This window comes from Frankia umida, assembly GCF_023242945.1.
GTDB lineage: Bacteria > Actinomycetota > Actinomycetes > Frankiales > Frankiaceae > Frankia > Frankia umida.
Map to the genome: position 1 here is coordinate 23159 of NZ_JALKFT010000018.1, position 17770 is coordinate 40928.

13 protein-coding genes and 1 pseudogene are annotated in these 17770 nt (G+C 72.2%); 8 read left to right on the forward strand and 6 right to left on the reverse strand.

Annotated elements, in window-relative coordinates; all coding sequences use genetic code 11:
• Positions 1-140 precede the first annotated feature (140 nt).
• Genes MXD59_RS17375 through MXD59_RS17385 form a run of 3 tightly spaced genes read left to right on the forward strand, consistent with a single transcriptional unit; the run spans position 141 to position 3715 of the window.
• Entirely contained in the window at positions 141-1046 is a 906-nt protein-coding gene (locus tag MXD59_RS17375; protein ID WP_248825746.1) for a cysteine hydrolase family protein, read from the forward strand.
• 3 nt (positions 1047-1049) lie between these two features.
• The gene (locus MXD59_RS17380) at positions 1050-1532 is read left to right on the forward strand and encodes a cupin domain-containing protein (RefSeq protein WP_248825747.1); all 483 of its coding nucleotides are present in this window, start codon (positions 1050-1052) and stop codon (positions 1530-1532) included.
• Positions 1529-3715, forward strand: a complete 2187-nt coding sequence (locus MXD59_RS17385) for an amidase family protein (protein WP_248825748.1) — start codon at positions 1529-1531, stop codon at positions 3713-3715. Before MXD59_RS17380 ends, MXD59_RS17385 begins: the two co-directional genes overlap by 4 nt.
• Positions 3716-3902: 187 nt before the next feature.
• Here MXD59_RS17385 and MXD59_RS17390 read toward each other — a convergent pair whose 3' ends face one another.
• Positions 3903-5126, reverse strand: a complete 1224-nt coding sequence (locus tag MXD59_RS17390; RefSeq protein WP_248825749.1) for an amidohydrolase family protein — start codon at positions 5124-5126, stop codon at positions 3903-3905.
• Positions 5127-5325: 199 nt separating this feature from the next.
• Here MXD59_RS17390 and MXD59_RS17395 point away from each other — a divergent pair, with 199 nt between their 5' ends.
• The 5 genes from MXD59_RS17395 to MXD59_RS17415 all read left to right on the forward strand — a co-directional run bounded on the left by MXD59_RS17395 (position 5326) and on the right by MXD59_RS17415 (position 11652).
• Positions 5326-6540 carry an LLM class flavin-dependent oxidoreductase gene (locus MXD59_RS17395; RefSeq protein ID WP_248825750.1) on the forward strand — a complete coding sequence of 405 codons (1215 nt, stop codon included), beginning with the start codon at positions 5326-5328 and terminating at the stop codon, positions 6538-6540.
• Between the two features lie 31 nt (positions 6541-6571).
• On the forward strand, positions 6572-7450 hold the full coding sequence (locus MXD59_RS17400) for a creatininase family protein (protein ID WP_248825751.1): 879 nt from the start codon (positions 6572-6574) through the stop codon (positions 7448-7450).
• A gap of 5 nt (positions 7451-7455) precedes the next feature.
• Positions 7456-9081 (forward strand): phytoene desaturase family protein, encoded by a 1626-nt coding sequence (locus MXD59_RS17405; RefSeq protein WP_248825752.1) that lies wholly within the window; start codon positions 7456-7458, stop codon positions 9079-9081.
• Between the two features lie 157 nt (positions 9082-9238).
• Entirely contained in the window at positions 9239-10201 is a 963-nt protein-coding gene (locus MXD59_RS17410; protein WP_248825753.1) for a tyrosine-protein phosphatase, read from the forward strand.
• 119 nt (positions 10202-10320) lie between these two features.
• Positions 10321-11652, forward strand: coding sequence for an MFS transporter (locus tag MXD59_RS17415; RefSeq protein WP_248825754.1), 1332 nt, complete (start codon positions 10321-10323; stop codon positions 11650-11652).
• 34 nt (positions 11653-11686) lie between these two features.
• Here the strand turns inward: MXD59_RS17415 and MXD59_RS17420 are convergent, their stop codons facing one another.
• From MXD59_RS17420 to MXD59_RS17440, 5 genes and pseudogenes are all read right to left on the reverse strand, one after another.
• Positions 11687-12742 carry an ABC transporter substrate-binding protein gene (locus MXD59_RS17420; protein ID WP_248825755.1) on the reverse strand — a complete coding sequence of 352 codons (1056 nt, stop codon included), beginning with the start codon at positions 12740-12742 and terminating at the stop codon, positions 11687-11689.
• 261 nt (positions 12743-13003) lie between these two features.
• Complete coding sequence (locus tag MXD59_RS17425; protein ID WP_248825756.1) at positions 13004-14440, reverse strand: FG-GAP repeat domain-containing protein; 1437 nt, start codon at positions 14438-14440, stop codon at positions 13004-13006.
• 112 nt (positions 14441-14552) lie between these two features.
• Positions 14553-14901: pseudogene (locus tag MXD59_RS17430) on the reverse strand (toll/interleukin-1 receptor domain-containing protein); the annotation flags it as partial.
• Between the two features lie 118 nt (positions 14902-15019).
• The gene (locus MXD59_RS17435) at positions 15020-16435 is read right to left on the reverse strand and encodes an FAD-binding oxidoreductase (RefSeq protein WP_248825757.1); all 1416 of its coding nucleotides are present in this window, start codon (positions 16433-16435) and stop codon (positions 15020-15022) included.
• 60 nt (positions 16436-16495) lie between these two features.
• The gene (locus MXD59_RS17440) at positions 16496-17692 is read right to left on the reverse strand and encodes an ABC transporter substrate-binding protein (RefSeq protein ID WP_248825758.1); all 1197 of its coding nucleotides are present in this window, start codon (positions 17690-17692) and stop codon (positions 16496-16498) included.
• Between the last annotated feature and the right edge of the window lie 78 nt (positions 17693-17770).

Here is a 17770-nt window from a genome sequence, read left to right on the forward strand (position 1 = left end):
ATGACTGGCTCGAGGAGATCGCGAACGCGGTCTACCACGGGATCTCCAGGAGCTGAGCATGCCAGGGTTGGCCGGAGGTTGGCATCGGGGCGCAACGGGGCGGCAACGCGGGGGAAAAGGGCTGGTCGCAGGATGTTCGCGTGGTCAACATCCGGCTGGGCGCCGCCCGGAACTCCTGGGGGGTTACGGCGGGGCACGTCGATCTGCGCCGTGAACCGGTCACACCGCGGCCGGTCACCCTCGACGCCCGTCCACAGCGGGTGACCCTCGATCTCGCCCGCAGCGCGCTCGTCGTGGTCGACATGCAGAACGACTTCTGCCATCCGGCGGGCTGGCTCGCCTCGATCGGGGTGGACATCGCGCCGGCCCGCCGGCCGATCGAGGCGCTGCGCCGCGTCCTGCCACCGCTGCGGATGGCCGGCGTGCCGGTGATCTGGCTGAACTGGGGCAACCGGGCGGATCTCGCGAACGTCCCGCCGGGCGTGCGCCACGTCTACGATCCGGACGGCAGCGGCGGCGGGCTGGGAGCCCCGGCGCGCCCGGGGGGCAGCCCCACGCTGCAGGCGGGCAGCTGGTCGGCGGCGATCGTCGACGAACTCACCCCGCCGGCCACCGATCTGCGCGTCGACAAGTACCGGATGAGCGGCTTCTTCGACACCCCGCTGGACGCGGTGCTGCGCAACCTCGCGGTGACCACCGTGCTGTTCGGCGGGGTCAACTCCGACCAGTGCGTGCTGGCGACCCTGACGGACGCGGCCTGCCTGGGCTACGACGTCGTGCTGCTCGAGGACTGCGCGGCGACGACCTCCCCGCCGTTCTGCCACGACGCGACCGTCTACAACGTCGCCCAGTGCTTCGGTTTCGTCGCCGACTCCACCCCCCTGGTGGACGCCCTGACCGTGGACGCCGCCCTGACCTCGGACGCAGCCCTGACCTCGGACGCAGCCCTGACCTCGGACGCAGCCCTGACCTCGGACGCAGCCCTGGCCTCGGACGCCGCCCTGGCCTCGGATGCCGGCGGCGCCACGTCCGATGGGGGGAGGTAGCCGATGGTCGCCGTGCCACCTGTGCTGATCGGGCCGGACGCCCTGGAGATGCGCCGCATCAGCGCGGGGGACAGCGTCCGCCTCGGGGTGCTCGCCGGGCCGGAGATCTCCCCGGTCACGGTGCTGCTCGAGGCCTGGGACGTCGCCGGCGCGCAGCCCCCGAACAGCCATCCGATCTCCACCGAACTGTTCGTGTTCCTGCGCGGGACGGGCCTGGCGGTCTGCGACGACACGCGGGTTCCCGTCGCCGCCGGGGCGACCCTGGTGCTGCCGCCGACCTCGCTGCACCACATCCGCAACACCGGTCCCGGCCGGCTCTACGCCCTCACTCTCATGTGCCCGGACGACGGTTTCGCCGCCCTCGTGCGCCGCGGCCCGCGGGCCAGCACCGACGCCGAGGACCGCGCCGTCCTCGCCGCCCTTCCCGCGGCTCTCCCCGCAATCCCATCCGGATCTTCGCCCGGATCTCCGGACGCCGCCCTGTGACGTCGGACGCCACCCCCGCCACCCCCGCCACCCCCGCCACCCCCGCCACCCTCGCGCCGCCGCTGGCGGTCGCGGACTGGTTCGCGCTGCGCCCGTTGGCCGCGCGGACCTGGCTCGTCGCCGAACCGGGCCATGTCAACTGCTTCCTGATCGAGGGCGACGAGCGGGCCGTGCTCGTCGACACCGGCCTGGGCCTGGCCGACATCCACGCCGCCGCGCGCACGCTGACCGACCGGCCGGTTCTCGCCGTCAACTCGCACGGGCACGACGACCATCGTGGCGGCAACTGGCTGTTCGACGACATCGCCGCCCACCCCGCGGCCGCACCTGCCGTGACCAGCGCCGTCGCGCCGCAGCGGCTGGCCGCCTACCTCGGTGTCGCCCGTGAGCAGTACGCCGCCTACCGTCGTCGGCGCGCCGACGACGAACGTTTCTTCCACCAGTTCACCGCCGAGACGACCCCCCGCCCGGTTCCCCCGGCCGCCGACGCCTGGACGGTGCCCGCCGGCCCCACACCCGCCCCGCTGACCGACGGGCAACGCCTGGACCTCGGTGGACGCGAACTGACGGTGCTGCACACCCCCGGCCATTCGCCGGACTCGCTGTGCCTGTTCGACGAGCGCGCCGGTCTGCTGTTCGCCGGCGACACCCTCATCACCGGCGACTTCTGGGTGCACCAGCCCGACGCCGCCATCGAGATCTTCGCCGCCACCCTGCGCACCCTGCACCAGCGCCTGGCCGGCTCGATCCGCGAGATCTTCCCAGCGCACACCCTGCGTTACCGGGTTGGCCCGGACTTCCTGCGCCGCGCCGCGGACGCCTTCGACCAGGTCGTCGCCGGACGCGCCCCCGGGCGCCCCGGCACCGACCTGCTGCGCCGTCCCGCTCTGCGCCACGACTTCGCCGACTTCAGCATCCTGCGTCCGCTCCCCGCCGGCGTCACCCCGACGGATCCCGCCCCGGCCCCCAACACCGACCGTGTTCCCGCCGGGATCGGGGTGTCGTCGGTCTGGCGGGAGCGGGGGGAGCCGCTGGTGGGGCCGGTGGCCGACGGGGCGCTCACCGGGCTGCGGGTGGCGGTGAAGGACCTGTTCGCCGTGGGCGGCTACCGCGTCGGCGCCGGCAATCCGACCTGGCTGGCGCGGGCCCCGGTCGAACCGCGCGACGCCGACGCGGTGGCGATGCTGCGGGCGGCCGGGGCGTCGATCGTCGGCATCGCCCAGACGGACGAGTTGGCCTTCGGGCTCAGCGGCGTGAACGTCCACTACGGCACACCCCCCAATCCGGCGGCTCCGGATCGGGTGACCGGCGGGTCGAGCAGCGGGCCGGCGGCCGCCGTCGCCGCCGGGCAGGCTGACATCGGTCTTGGCACGGACACCGCGGGGTCCGTGCGGGTCCCCGCGTCGGTGTGCGGGTTGTACGGACTGCGTCCGACCCCTGGCCTGGTGCCCACCGGCGGGCTGCTCGGTCTGGCACCGTCCTTCGACACGGTGGGCTGGCTCGCCGCCGACGCCGACGTGCTGCGCGGCGTCGGTGAGGTGCTGCTGCCGTCCGGACCGCCGCCGGAGGGGGAGCCGACGAAACCGACGAAGCTGCTGGTCGTCGACTCGGCGGGGCTGGTCACGGTCGCCGCCCGGCTCGCCGACGTGCTCGGGGCGGACCTGGTGGTCGGGCCGGTACGCGAGGACGACGACGTCGACGGGCTGCTCGAGGCGTTTCGTGTCGTCCAGGCCGCGCAGGCGTGGCGGCTGCGCGGCGGCTGGATTCGGGCGCATCCCGGGGCGTTGGGGGAGACGGTGGCGGCCCGGTTCCGCGTCGGCGCGACCATCGACGCGGACGTCGAACAGGCCGCCGCCGGCCGGATCGCCGAGGGCCGGGCCCGCCTGCTCGACCGGCTCGGCCTGACGACGTGGGTGGTGCGTCCCGCCGCGGGGGGCCCGGGGCATCCACGGGACGCGGGCCGGGACGACACCGAGGCCTGGCGACGGGCGACGCTTCGCGCCACCGTGGTGGCAAGCGCCTACGGGCTGCCAAGCTGCGTCGTGCCGACCGCGCCCAGCGGCCGCGAGTCGGGCGGCCCAGACCGAGCGGCGCCGGTCGGCGCGGCGATCGTCGGCCCGCCCGGCGCGGACCGGCTGCTGCTCGACGCGGCGGTCGCGTTCGGCCGTCCTGGCGCCACCTGACCGGCGTCCGCGCGGGTCTGAGCCACCCGTTCCTGAGCCAGCTCGAACGCGGCCTGGCCCGGCCGACACCGTTGGCGTGCGCTGGACGACGACGACCAGGTCCGCCTCGTCGTCGTCCGGCAGAACCACTGAGGGCGCGCCCGCGAGAGTCAGTGCGCGCCCGCGAGATCAGTGCGCGTCCGTGAGGTCAGTGCGCGGTGGCGAAGGTCAACGCGGCGGCGTTGCCATGGATGATCTTTCTCTGGTCCTCCGCCGAGAAACCGGTCAGGCAGGCGAGGAACTGGTTCGGTTCGGCGAAGCCCTCCGCGTGCGGCCAGTCGGAGCCGAACAGGATGCGCTCCACGGGCATGTGCCGGGCGAGTTCCGTCACGTCGTCCTCGACGAAGGGCGCGATCCAGACGTTCTCGTCGAGCTGGTCGATCGGATGCCGGCGGAACATTCCGGGGTTCTGCGTGTGCAGTCTGAGGAGAACGCGGCGCAGCCCGGGCACCCAGGTGGCACCGTTCTCGATGCTCGCGACACGTGCGCCGGGATGGCGTTCGAACAGGCCATGTGTGATCAGCGCGGCGAGGAAGTCGTGGGTGCGGCGATCGTGAATGAGCGCGTCCACGAAAGGCTCGTAATAGGCAAGTGAACTGACCGCGCCCTCGCGTCGCCGGCTACGGTAACCCCAGGTGCGGGCAATCGCGTCCTCGACCTCGTGATGACCGTCCTCGAAACCGCCGTGCACGGCGACGACGACACCGGACTCGGCGACACGTGCCCAGAACGGATCGAAGGCCGGATCGGCGGGTGAGCGAAGACCGTCCACGGTGAAGACCGGACCCGGTCGCAGTGCGACGATTCTGGCACCCCGGTCGAGACTCCAGTCGAGTTCGGCGACGGCGGCGTCGATGTCCGAGAGGGTCATGTACGGGGCGCTGAAGATCCGGTTCTGGTAGGCGAAACCCCAGTCGTCGTCAAGCCACCGGTTGAACGACCGCAGAATCGACACCGCCGCGTCGATGTCGGGTTGCATCGGACCTTCCATGCACACCCCCTGGGAGGGGAACATCCAGCAGGCGTCGAGGCCCTGGGCGTCCATGACCTTCAGTCGGGCGTCCCGGTCGAACCACTCCGGGTGCTCGGCCGGGTTCTCCGCGGTCAGGCTGGCCGCCACCTCGTTCCTGGTGCCCCGGCCCGCGAAGTAGTCGAACAACGCCCCAGGTCGTGGCCGCGGATTCACGTCACCCGGGCCGGGAATCCAGGGATGCAACTCACCGTGGACGACATACCGCAGTCGGTCATCGACCATCGCTAACTGCACGCCGCGATCGGCGTATGCCGGATCGCGATAGCGGGTGAAGGCATCGCTCGGTTCCCAGTAGTGATTGTCCGCGTCGAACAGGTTGGGTCGGTCGGCGTCCGTCATCGGTCCTCCGCGTGAGGTGCTGTGAGCGGGGCGGAGCGAGCCGCCACCGCACGGCTGGCCAGCCCGGCGCGGATTCTGCGGAAATCGATCGACGAACCGCCGTGGCGGCCAGGTTTTGCCTGGGCGAAATCTGGACCTGACGGTGGCGTCACGGCGCCGGACGAGCGTGTTGATCCTATCAACATGCGGAGGTGCCCGGGTGCGGATCGGCGTGTTCCTGTTCGGTGGAGTCGAGATGACCGACGCCGGACCTGGCGGCACCGAACCCACCGAACGCCGTTACGAACAGGCGGCGTTCGACCACGCTCAGCATGAACTTCTGGCCTGTGGCGAGTTCGCCGAGAAACTCGGCTATGACAGTTTCTGGCTGACCGAACACCATTTTCAGCACGAGGGTTATGAGGTGGTGCCCAACGGGCTGCTGTTCGGGGCTTTCCTGGCCGCGCGGACCAGCCGGATCCGGATCGGCACCATGTTCAACGTCGTCGGCCAGTGGCATCCGCTGCGGCTGGCCGAGGACTTCGCCGTCCTGCACAACCTGTCCGGCGGGCGGGGCATCCTCGGTGTCGGCCGCGGCACGGTGCCCCGGGAGATGCTGCCGCTGACCGCGGGCGCGGTGTCCGTCGGCTCCTACGACAACCCGTCCGCGGCCGCCGCCGACGCGCGCAACCGGGCGATCACCGAGGAAAGCCTCGACATCCTGCACCTCGCGCTCACCCGTGAACGGTTCCGGTACGCCGGCGAGCACTTCCAGCTGCCGCCACCGGGCATCCCCGACCGTGGCGGCCAGACCCGCGAGCTGACCCTCGTCCCCCGGCCGCGCCATCCGTACGAGACGTGGCAGGCCGTCACCAGCCCGCCGACGCTGCGCGCGGTGCCGACCCGTGGCCTCGGTGGTGTGTTCTGGTTGAAGGAGAAGCGGCGTCTCGCCGCCGACTGGGATGCTTTCGCCGACACCTTCGCCGCGGCGCACGGCCGCACCCTCGCCCGCGGTGAACGCCGGATGCTGGTCCTCAACGTCGCCGTGGACGACACCCGCGCCGCGGCGATGGCCACCGTGCGACCCGGCCACGACGAGTTCTGGCGTTTCCTCGCCCCCTACGGCTGGGGACGCGGCTACCTCGGCCCCGACGGCAGCCCCGCCAGCGGCACGTTCGTCCCCACCCTGGAGGACTCGATGGCGCAGGGCCCGTGGGCGGTCGGCACCGCCCACGACGTCGCCGCGCACATCGCCGAGCTCGACGACCTGCTCGGCCTCACCGATCTGGTGATCTTCCCCGGGATGCCCGGTGACCCCTACCCCCGGGTGCGCACACAGCTGGAACGGTTCGCCCGCGAGGTCGTCCCGCTGCTGCCCACCCACGTCCCCGGGCCCGCATCGGTACCGGGACCGGCGACCGTGCCCGTGCCATGACCCACTCGGACCAGAGCCGCGAGGTGTTCCGATGAGCCGTCACTTCGGCGAGCTGCGCGGCCCCGAGGTCGCCGGACTGTCGCCGGACGCGGTCGCCGTCCTGCCGATCGGGTCGATCGAGCAGCACGGTCCGCATCTGCCGGTCAACACCGACCTGATCATCGCGCACTCGCTGGTGCGCGACAGCATGGACGCCTTCGGGGACGCCCTGGACCTGTGGCAGCTACCGGAACTGGGCTACTCGAAGTCCAACGAGCACGCGTGGTCACCGGGCACGATGTGGCTGTCCGCGACGACCCTGCTCGCCGTCCTGGACGATCTGGCCCGGTGCCTGGCGACCACGCCGCTGCGCCGGCTGGTGTTCCTCAACGGCCACGGCGGCAACAGTGCGCTGCTCCAGGTCGCCGCCCGTGACATCCGCCTCGCCCACGGGCTGCGGACCTTCGTCATGCACCCGTCGCTGCCCGCCGACCACGGCGGCACCTCGCCCGCGGCCGAACGCGGCATGGGCATCCACGCCGGCATCGACGAGACGTCGCTGCTGCTGCACCTGCGACCGGAACTGGTCCGGCTCGACCTGGCCGTGCGCAGCGTTCCGGAGCAGATCGCCGACTACCAGCGGGTCCGGTTCGGCGGTGCGGTGTCGTTCGGCTGGCTGTCCGACGACTTCGGTACCGACGGCACGATCGGCGATCCCACCGGCGCCACCGCCGAACGCGGCAAGGCGCTCTACACGGCCATGCTCGCCACCGCGGGCGAGTCCTTCGCCGAGATCGCCCGCTTCGACCCCCGCCCCCGCCCGGGCAGCACCCCTGGCCCATCCGGACGGTCCGACCCAGCCCCCTTCGCCGACCCAGCCTCTTCCGCCGGCCAGGCCCCTTCCGCTGGTCCGTCCGGGCCGTCCCGGTGACGCAGATGCTGGAGTTGCGGCCGGCCACGGAGCATCGACGGGACTTCGGTGGTGACGCCCTGCCGGCGGTGGCGGACGTCGTGGTGGTCGGTGGTGGTCACAACGGGCTGGCCTGCGCGGCCTACCTGGCCCGGGCGGGCCGGCGGGTCGTGCTCCTGGAGGCCCGCGACGAGGTCGGCGGCTGCGCGTCGACCGTGGACGCGATCGGCGCCCGGGTCAACATCTGCAACTGCGACCACACGATGGTCCTGGCCAGCGGCATCGTCGAGGAACTGGAACTCGGCGCCTACGGGCTGCGCTACCTCGACGTCGACCCGATGGGTATCGCGATGGGCTGGGGCGACGAGCCGGTGTTCGTCCACTGGCGTTCCATCGAACGGACCATGGACGGCCTGGCCCGAACGGACCCGGCGGCCGCGGCCGCCTACCGGCGCTACCTCGACGTGGCCCTGCCCGCCGCCCGGCTGGTCCAGGCGGTGCAGCAGTCCCGGCCGTCCAGCCTGGCGATCGCCGCGAGCGCGGGCCGGCGCCGCCTGCGGGGTTCGGCGACCGTGCTCGCCTGGGCCCGCGCGAGCCTGCAGGACGTGCTGGGGTCGTTCGGCCTGCCGCCGTGGCTGATCGCCGCCGCCCACACCAACGGTCCCGCGGTCTGGGGGCTCGCCCCCGACGCGCCCGGCAGCGGCCTCGGCGCGCTCGGCTTCGCCCTGCGTCACCTGATCGGCGTCGCCCGTCCGGCCGGGGGCAGCGGTGCCCTGCCGGCGGCGCTTGCCGCCTGCGCCCGCCAGCACGGTGCCCAGCTGATCACCGGTGCGCGGGTCGCCGGGGTGCAGATCCGCGATGGCAGGGTCCGCGGTGTGCGTCTCGCCGACGGACGTTCGGTGCGGGCACCCACCGTGGTCACCGCCACCGACCCGCGGACCGTGCTCGTCGACTGGCTCGACGGTGTGCCCGCCGCCGCCCGCCTGCGCGCCCGCTGGGCCGCCGTCCCCGCCGCCGACGGCTACGAATCGAAGCTGGACGCGGTCAGTTCCGCCCTGCCGGGACTGCGCGCCCTGCAACGGCTGCCGGTCGACGTGCTGCCCGCCGACACCCGGCATGTGCCGACCGTCCTGGTCAGCCCCACCCCCGCCGAGCAGGTCAGCGCCGCCGCGGCACGCCACGCGGGCAGGGTCCGTGACCCGCCGATGCTCCTGCTGAACGTCCCCTCGGTGCTCGACCCGACCCTGCGCCCGACCTCGGACACCCACCTGCTCAGCCTCGAGGTGCTGTGGACGCCCTACCAGGTCGCGGGCGGCTGGGATGACCAGTCCCGTCCCTGGTCATGGCTGCGCCGCCTGGCCTCGCTCGGTGACCCGGGGCTGCTCGCCGCGGTGCGGGACTGGCGGGTGATGACCCCACCGGACTACGAACGCGAGTTCACGATGGCCCGCGGCTACGCCCCGTCGTTCCCCGGCGGCGCCGTCGCCGCGCTGCTCGGCCGCCAGCGTGAACTCAGCCGCTACCGCACCCCCGTCGCCGGCCTGTACCTCACCGGCGCCGGCACGTTCCCCGGCGCCGGCGTCTGGGGCGCCAGCGGACGCAACACCGCCGCGGTCATCCTCGCCCGGCGCCCCGACCGGCTGACCTGGTGACCGGCTGACCGCCCGCCCTGCTGACCTGCTGACCTGGTAACGGTCGCTGTTCATCGCCGGGCTGTGCGTGGTTCACCGGGCGGGAGCCTCGGCCCGGTAGCGAGGATGGGGGAAAGGACTTTCCGCAGTCAACGCGACGATCCGTGGAGGAACCAGCGTGATCCCGAACAACGTGTCCGGTGACACCGTCGAAGCAGCCGCGGCGGATCCCGGTGCCGCCCCGGTCGTCAGCGGGGATCCGGCGCGGGTGCTGGACCTGCCAGGGGCGATCAACCTGCGTGATGTCGGCGGCTACCGCACCGTCGACGGCCGGACGGTGCGCTGGCGGATGCTGCTGCGCTGCGGGGCGATGCACCGCCTCGGCGAGCCGGCCCACACCGCCTTCACCGAGATCGGCCTGCGCACCGTCGTCGACCTGCGGGAACTCTCCGAGTTCCAGCATGAGCCCGACATGCTCGGCCCGGTGCCGGTCACCATCGCGCACATTCCCGTCTACGCCGCGGTGCTCCCCAGCACCGCCGCGACGACCGAAGCCGAACCCGCCGGTTCCGCCGGGCCCGGCGCGGCCGTGCACCCTCGGGTGGACACCGCGGGCGAGGCGGTCGCGGCCGGTGCCGTCTCCGCGCTGAGGGCACTCGTCGACGATGACACCCCCCTCACGCTGGAGAAGCTCTACACCTTCGCCGTCGACGAGCGCGGGGAGCGCCTGACCGCCGCGGTGCTCGCCCTGGCCGCACCCGACGCGCTACCCGCCGTCGTGCACTGCAGCGCCGGCAAGGATCGCACCGGCATGGTGATCGCCCTGACGCTGGCTCTGCTCGGGGTACCGGACGAGACCATCGCCGCCGACTACGCGCTGACCGCGCGCTACCTGGTCGGCGAGATCGCCGAGGCACTGTCGACCGCGCCGAACGGTAAGCCGGTACCGGCCGAACTCCTGACCTGCCCGCCGGAGCTGATCGTCGCGACCCTTGCGCGCATCCGCGACCGCCACGGTGACGTCCGCTCCTTCCTGCTCGCCCACGGCGCCACCCCCACCGCCCTGGACGAGCTTCGCGACACCCTGCTCGCCCCCGCCCCTGCGCCCGCCAACGCCACCTCCACCGCCGCCACCGACTGACCCGCTGCTCTGGGAGGCGGTGGTTCGACGGCTCACAGTGGGACGGATCGGCGGGTGCCGCGCCGTCCGGTGGGATTATCGTCCCAGATAGGGGATCGTGCATCTCATAATGTGAGAAGGTGGTGGCCGTGGAGCGCGGCGCGGCGCGAAGTTCGGGCCCGTCGGATCCGGGGCGGCGGCGCTGGCTGATGCTGGTGCTGGGGACCGGGTCGCAGACGGTGGCGTGTGCCTTCGTCTATGGCGTCCCGTATCTGGTGCCGCAGTTGCGGGACGGCGAGCGGCTGTCGCTGGCCCAGGCCGGGCTGGTCGTCGGTGCTCCGACGCTGGGGCTGGTCCTGGCGCTGGTCGGGTGGGGTGCGCTGGCCGACCGCTACGGCGAGCGGCTGGTGCTCGGCGGGGGTCTGCTGCTGTCGGCGCTGCTGTTGTGCGGGGTGCGGTTCACCCACGGGGCGGTGGCGCTCGGGGTGGTGTTCGTGCTGGCGGGGGCGGCGGGCGCGTCGGTGTTCGCGGCCAGCGGACGGGTGGTGATGGGCTGGTTCTCCCGCCGTGAGCGGGGCCTGGCGATGGGGGTCCGGCAGATCTCGACGCCGCTGGGGATGGGCATCGCCGCGCTGCTGGTGCCGCCGTTGGCCGAACGGTTCGGGCTGCGGACCACGGTGCTGGTGCTCGCCGCGATGATGGCGGCGGTCGCCGTCACGGCGGGGCTGCTGGTCGTCGACCCGCCGCGTCCGGTGGGCGCGGCCGCGGGCCCGGGCGGTGGACGGGCGGTGAACCCCTACCGTGGGGCGGTGCTGTGGCGCATCCACGGTGCGAGCGCGCTGCTGGTGTGGCCGCAGTTCACCATCAGCGCCTTCGGCCTGCTGTTCCTGGTGGACGTGCGGGGCTGGTCGGCCACGTCCGCCGGGCAGGTGATGGCGCTGGGGCAGGCGCTGGGGGCGGCGAGCCGGATCGGCACGGGCGTGTGGTCGGACCGGGTCGGCAGTCGGCTGCGGCCGATGCGTCAGCTGGCCGCGGCCACGGGGGTGCTGCTCGTGGCGCTGGGGCTGGCGGCGCTACGTCCGTCCGCGGTGAGTGATCTGTTGCTGGTGGCGGCCTGCGGGCTGACGGCGAGCACCAACGGCCTGTCCTTCACCGCGATCGCGGAACGGGCCGGGCCGCTGTGGGCGGGCCGGGCGCTGGGGGTGCAGAACACCGGGCAGAACGTGGTCGGATCGCTGGCCCCGGCAGCGGTCGGATGGCTGGTCGGCGCCACCGACTACACGGCCGGGTTCCTGCTGTCGGCGGCCCTGGCCGGGCTCGCCATCGGGGTGATCCCGGCGGGTTCCGCCGCGCCCGGCGCCGGCTGGGAGAGCGGCGGTGCCGACGAGGTGACCGAGACCAGCGGCACCGCCAAGACCGCCACTGGCGCCGGCGCTGACGTCGGAGTGGATGGTGCTGGTGTCGGGGCGTAGCGAACCGCCCTGACACCAGCACCGGCGGTGCTGCCTACGCGGGGTCCTGGGCGTTGACGATGCGGGTGGCCTGGTCATCGGTCAGGGTGAAATGCAGGAAGTCGCGGAAGAAGGATTTTGTCTCCGCGACGATGTCGAGATCGGTGAACAGTTCGGGGTGCAGGGTCTTCGCCGCCCACTGGATCTGCAGGGCCTCCTCGATGCCGTAACGGTCCCAGTGCCAGCCGCCGGTCGGGTTGATGTACGCCTTGTGGTTGCGCACGGCCGGCTGGTTGCTCCAGAACGGGTCCGTGGTCAGTTTCTCCAGGGTCTGCGCGCCGGTGTCGTTACCGGTGAACGCGCTGCTGGCCAGAATGATGACGTCCGGATTCCAGCTGGCGACGGCCTCCTTGGTCACCTGCCGGGCGTTGCCCTTGACCTCGGCGGCGTTACGACCACCGGCGGCGGTGATCCACTCGTCGATGATGCTGTTGGTGCCGTCGACGACCAGCGGGTTCAGCGAGTAGATGTGCAGCACCTTGGGCCGCTGGTCGGCCGCGATCGGCGTCGTCCTCGCCCGGACGGCGGCGAGTTCGCCGTCCAGATAGGTGTTGTAGCGCGCGGCCTGGGCCTTCGCCTCGGGTCCGAGGACGTCCGCGGTGGTGTTGACGACCTTCTTCAACCCGTCAAAGGTCTGGAAGCTCAGTTGCAGGGTGGGAATGCCCACCTGGGACGTCTTCGAGCCGACCTGGGTGCCCGCGTTGTTGAACAACACGTCGGGACGGGTCTTCAGCAGCTCCTCGGTGTTCGCCGTCGTCGTGGTGAACACGGTCTTTGCCTGGCGGATCTTCGGGCTGATCGTGTAGAGCCACGGCACCGAGGCCGGCGTCAGCACCGTCGCGACGATCTTGTCGCCGCCGCCGAGCATCTGGACGACCTCGTTGTGCGCCGGCCACGAGTCGGCGATCCGGTTGACCACCCCGGGGACCCGCACCGCCGCACCCGTCGAGTCGGTCACCGTGTGTGGTGTCGCCGAGGTGGACGGGCTGGCCTGCGCACCGTCGCTCGCGCCGTCCGTCGACCCGCCGCAGCCGGCGGCCACCAGCGCCATGACTCCCGTCAGCGCCGCCGCCACCAGCGCGCCGCGCCGCCGTCCCCGCCCCCGCCGTGGTCTCGGTGACCTCCCGCTCGCACTCTGTGCCCGCGCCCCGGACCGGCTGGCAGTACAACTCATCGACGTCTTCCTCCGCGTTGACGGGCGCGCGAAACAGAACCACGCGCCCATGTCGCGGCCGCCGGACCGGAGGCACACCGCTGGATGGTGCATCCGCACAATGCGGATGGCGCGGCCAGAGTATCGGCCAAACGCCCACTACCAGGCGATATCCGGTGATCCGGGGTGTGCGTCACAGGTCGGCTGTCGCTGCCCCACGCCGACCCCGGCCGGGAGGATGGAGACGGTGCTGCCGCGGCCGTTCGCGACGGCCAGGTCGGTGCCACCGCGACCGGTCAGATCGCCCTCCGCCAGCGAGGCCGGCGCGGGCCCCGCCGGGTAGATCCGCTGCGGCGCGAAGCTGCTGTCGCCCCGACCCACCAGAACCGAGACGGTGGCGTTGCCGGCATTGGCGACGGCGAGGTCATCCACCTCATCCCCCGTGACATCACCCAGGGTCACCGAGGACGGTCCGGGGCCGGTCAGATAGGACCAGCCTGCCCCGAACGTGCCATGGCCGGTAGCCGGCAGGACGCTCACCGTGGCATCGCCGGCGTTGGTCACCAACAGGTCGGCCCGCGCGTCCCCGGTGACATCCCCGGTGCTCACCGAGGACGGCCCCGGCCCCGTCAGGTAGGGCCGCGGCGCCCCGAACCGACCGTCGCCGGCACCGGCGAGCACGACGACCGTGCCGTCCGCGACATTGGTCACCGCCAGATCGGACCAGTCGTCGTCGTTGAGACGGTCCACCGCCAGCGCGGACGGCCCTGGCCCGGCCGGCAGGAGCCGTGGCGGCCCGAACGTGCCATCACCACGGCCGAGCAGGACGGCCACCGTCCCGTCGAACTGATCGGAGACGGCCAGGTCAGCCGTCCCCCGCCCGGTCAGGTCACCGATGACCACACCGGACGGCCCTGATCCGGTCGGGTAGGCCACCGGCACGCCGAACGTTCCGTCCCCACGTCCGAGCAGCACCGTCACCGTGGCGTTGTACTGGTTGGACACGGCCAGATCCACCACGTTGTCGCCGTTGAGGTCCCCGGTGGCCAGCCCGGACGGACCAGGCCCGGTGGGATAGAGCTGCGGGGGCCCGAACGCGCCATGCCCATCGGCGAGCAGCACCGCGACGGTCGCGTCGCCGAGATTGACCGTGATGATGTCGGTCCGACCGTCACCGCGCAGGTCGTCCAACGCCACCGACCCCGGCCCATGACCCGAAAACACCTCGAACGGCACCCCGAACACCCCCGCGGACGCCGAGGCCGGGACGGATGCGGAAACGGAGGCGGTCACAGCGGCCGGTGTGGGGGCAGAAGCGGGTGCGCCGACGACGGTGAAGGCCGCGGCCGACAGCAGCGCGACCAGCGCGGACACCGCACGTCCGAGGTCATCGCGCCACCAGCTGCCCACCTGGCCGATGGTGACCCGCCAGCCCGCGGCGGCGCCGCAGCGACACTCCACCGATCCGGACGATGGCAGATCGCTCGTCTGCTGGGACCTGCAAGTCGTGGTGAGAGCCGTGCCAGCCCGGGCGGTGACGACGTCGCGGGCGAGGTAAGCGTCTCGGAGGGCGGCGTCGAGGAACTGGTCGCTCATGGCGATGCTGACCTGGTTGGACTGCCAGCGATTCGCGAGACAGCAGGTCTACTTGCTCGACGAGGCGTATGAGAGCGCTACTGCGCAGATATGCCAGTCTCACTGGCCATCCGATGGAGACGACGGCGCCGAGCAGGCCCGGCCGTGGGCAGTCCTCCACGCGTACGGGTAGGAGTTTGCGTTCGAAGCCGTGGGGGTCGGCGGCCTGCGCGGCCTGCCTATTCCGCCTGTCCGTAGATCGAGGTCAGGTAGGCGTGGGAGAGCACGGCGATGGTGCGCCGGGCGTGTTGGACGCCTTGTTGCATGCGGATCTGCCAGTTGGAGCCGGCGACGAAGTCCCAGGCCTGGACGAGGACGCGGTAGTCGGCGTCTTCGAGCTGCCAGGAAATCCACTCCGCCCACTCGCGGTCTGCCGCCGTGTAGGAGACGAAAAAATCCCAGCCCACAGCGGAACCGGTCATGTCGTGTGCGCTGCCCCCGCCTGCCACCCGATCAGTGTGCCACCGGCACACATCGCGGCAGACCCGCCCATGCCGACTATCCGGCGACGCCCATCGGCGTTTGTCCGAAGGCGGTGGTTCAGGGGCGCGGGGGTGGGAGTTTGCCGGGGTTGAGCAGGCCGTCGGGGTCGAAGCGGGCGGCGGCGGCGCGGACGGCGTCGAGGCGGCCGTGGTGCAGTTCCCAGGTGTGCGGGTCGTCGACGTGGACCTCGATGTCGGCGAGGCGTTCCATCCGGGCGTACAGGTCGTCGGGGCCGTCGTAGCGCAGGAACAGCATGCTCACCCAGTCGCGGCCGTGGTCGGTGCGGAATCCCTCCAGGTGGATGAGGGATTCGGGGGCGAGTGCGGCGACCTCGTCGCGGCGTCGGGTCAGGCCCGGGCCCATGCACTGCAGGTGGGTGAGTTCGGGGCGCAGTTTGCGCACACGGTAGGTGGTGTGGTTGTAGGACAGCGACGCGATGTGCGCGGGTCCTTTGGGGCGCACCGCGTCGACCCGTCCGCCGTGGCGGCGGATCACGTCGGTGGCGGCGTCGACGCTGTCCTCGGTGACGATGCCGCGCAGGCTCACCCGGTCGACGGGCAGCGCGTCGTCGAGGGGACGGTAGGTGGCGACGATGCCGGCCTCGTCCAGGGACAGCAGCCGTGGGGTGGGGGTCAGCTCGAACAGCTCCTCGCCGGCGGCCACCGCGCCGGACAGGGTGGGGAACGAGGTGAACAGGCCCGTCCAGCGGCGGGCCGGGCGCAGGGCCACCGTGGCGGTGGCCAGCACACCGCACACACCGAAACCGTGCGCGTGCACGGTGTTCTCCGGGTAGGGCACGGCCACCGGCGTCGCGTCGTCGGTGCACGGGACGACGAGCAGGCTGCGCAGGTAGCCGTCCCAGATGGCGCCGTTGGCGATGCTGCCGGTGCCGCCCGAACCGCCGGCGATGAAACCGCCGATCGTGCTGCCCACGGTGGACGGCAGGATCGCGAGTTCCTGCCCGGTGGCCGCGGCCGCCTTCTCCATCAGGACGAACGAGGCGCCGGCTTCGGCGGTGAGCCAGCCGTCCTCGACGGTGAGGATGCGGTGGGCGGCGGAGGTGTCCAGGACCAGCCCGCCGTGCAGCGGGATGCCCTGGCCGTAGTTGCCGGTGCCCTGACCGCGCACGGTCACCGGTACCCGGTGGCGGTGCGCGGCCCCGACGGCGGCGGCGATCCCGCCTGCGTCGGCGGGCCGCACGACCAGGTCGGCGACCCCGCCGGGTAGCAGCGGGGTGAGCACGGGACTCATGTGCGCCCAGTCGGCGGACGCCGACCGCCGGGACGCCTCGTCGCGGCGCACCGTGTCGGCGCCGCACCGGGCGGTGAGCTCGGCGGCGAGCGCGTCGAGCACCGCCGGGTCCAGGGGGGTGACGTCGGTGGGGAGGCGGGCCCGGTCGAAGCCGGGCAGCGCACGCCGCCCGGCCCCACCGTCGAGACCACCCCGCGATGCCGCGAGGGTCGAGTCCGACATCGTGGCGCTCCGCCTTCCGGTCGCGTCAATCACGTCGCCCCGGCTACGGGGCCAGGAAGCTCAGGAACCCAGGCTGATCTTCGGGTCGACGAAGCTGCCGTCGGCCAGATCGGACGGCTTCAGACTGGCCGCGATCGGCTTGTTCTGCGCCTTGTAGATCGGGTCGAGGATCTCGATGAGCTTCTGCAGGCGGGCGTTGTCGAAGTCGCCGAGGGTGCTGTTCGCACCGTTGGAGATGATGCCGAGGGATTTCATCGTGGTCACCGCGTACTGGGCGACACCCTCGGTGTAGACCCAGCCGTTGTTGTACTTGTCGACCAGGTTCAGGATGAGCTTGTTCGTCGCGTCGGGGCTCGCCGCGAAGTCGACGATGCCCTGCTGCATGATCGGGACGAGCTTGGTCAGGCAGGGCTTCAGCGCGGCGAGCTTGTCCTTACGCACACCGATGGCCTGCTGGTAGAAGTTGAAGCCCGCGTCCGCGATCAGCTGGTACTTCAGCGGCTTGTTCCAGGAACGCACCTCATGTGACCAGGTGTACGGCTCGGAGGTGGCGAAACCCTGCACGGCGTCGGTGCCGCCGGAGGCGACGAACGTGGTCGGGGTGCCGTCGTAGCTGCCGTCGATCTGGCTTTTCTTCAGGATGCCGGACCCGGTGAAGTAGTCCATGTAGGCACCGCCCTGGAAGTACAGCACCTTGGCGTCGGTCCTGCCGATGTCGGCGATGGTCTTCCAGTCCGGATGCCTGTCCGGCGACCACTGGATGACCTGCGGGCTCTTCTCCAGGCCGGCGAGCAGGGCGACGGTCGGCTGGGTCTTCGACAGCGCGATCTGCTCGTCGGTGCTCACATAGCCCAGGGTGATGTCGGAATCCTTGTACAGCTGCGAGGTCACCGTCTCGTAGCCGACCGCGGGCCCACCGGCGCGGATCTCCAGCTTCACCCCGGTCTTCACCCCGCCGTGCGCGACCAGGTCACCGCTGACCGACTTCGCCCCCGCGTTGATCTTCGGGTCGGGTCCGAGCAGCTGGTACTGGCCGCCGTGTTCGGCTTCGGGGTTCCAGTCGGTCTGCAACACGATCGTCGACGGGCAGCCCGCCGCCGCCAGGTCGTACTGGGCCGGCACCGTCCCCGAGGCGCCGGTGGACGCGCTGTCGCCGTCGCTGCCACCGCTGCTGCACGCGGCGGCGGTGAGAGCGAGCGCCGTCGCGGCTGCCGTCGCCGCGACGAGTCGGGCGGGCCGTCGCCGAGATCTGATCAAGGTGGTACTCCCCGTGCTGTGTGGACGTCCCGGCCGGTCTGTCCGGTCGGGCGGAAAGGAACGTGGCGGTTCGGTGGG

Excerpts from the sequence above, each read along its gene's own strand:
- MXD59_RS17400 (WP_248825751.1), top strand. The coding sequence starts at position 6,572 with ATGAGCCGTCACTTCGGCGAGCTGCGCGGCCCCGAGGTCGCCGGACTG.
- MXD59_RS17390 (WP_248825749.1), bottom strand. The coding sequence starts at position 5,126 with ATGACGGACGCCGACCGACCCAACCTGTTCGACGCGGACAATCACTAC.
- MXD59_RS17380 (WP_248825747.1), top strand. The coding sequence starts at position 1,050 with ATGGTCGCCGTGCCACCTGTGCTGATCGGGCCGGACGCCCTGGAGATG.
- MXD59_RS17420 (WP_248825755.1), bottom strand. The coding sequence starts at position 12,742 with ATGGCGCTGGTGGCCGCCGGCTGCGGCGGGTCGACGGACGGCGCGAGC.
- MXD59_RS17405 (WP_248825752.1), top strand. The coding sequence starts at position 7,456 with ATGCTGGAGTTGCGGCCGGCCACGGAGCATCGACGGGACTTCGGTGGT.
- MXD59_RS17425 (WP_248825756.1), bottom strand. The coding sequence starts at position 14,440 with ATGAGCGACCAGTTCCTCGACGCCGCCCTCCGAGACGCTTACCTCGCC.
- MXD59_RS17435 (WP_248825757.1), bottom strand. The coding sequence starts at position 16,435 with ATGTCGGACTCGACCCTCGCGGCATCGCGGGGTGGTCTCGACGGTGGG.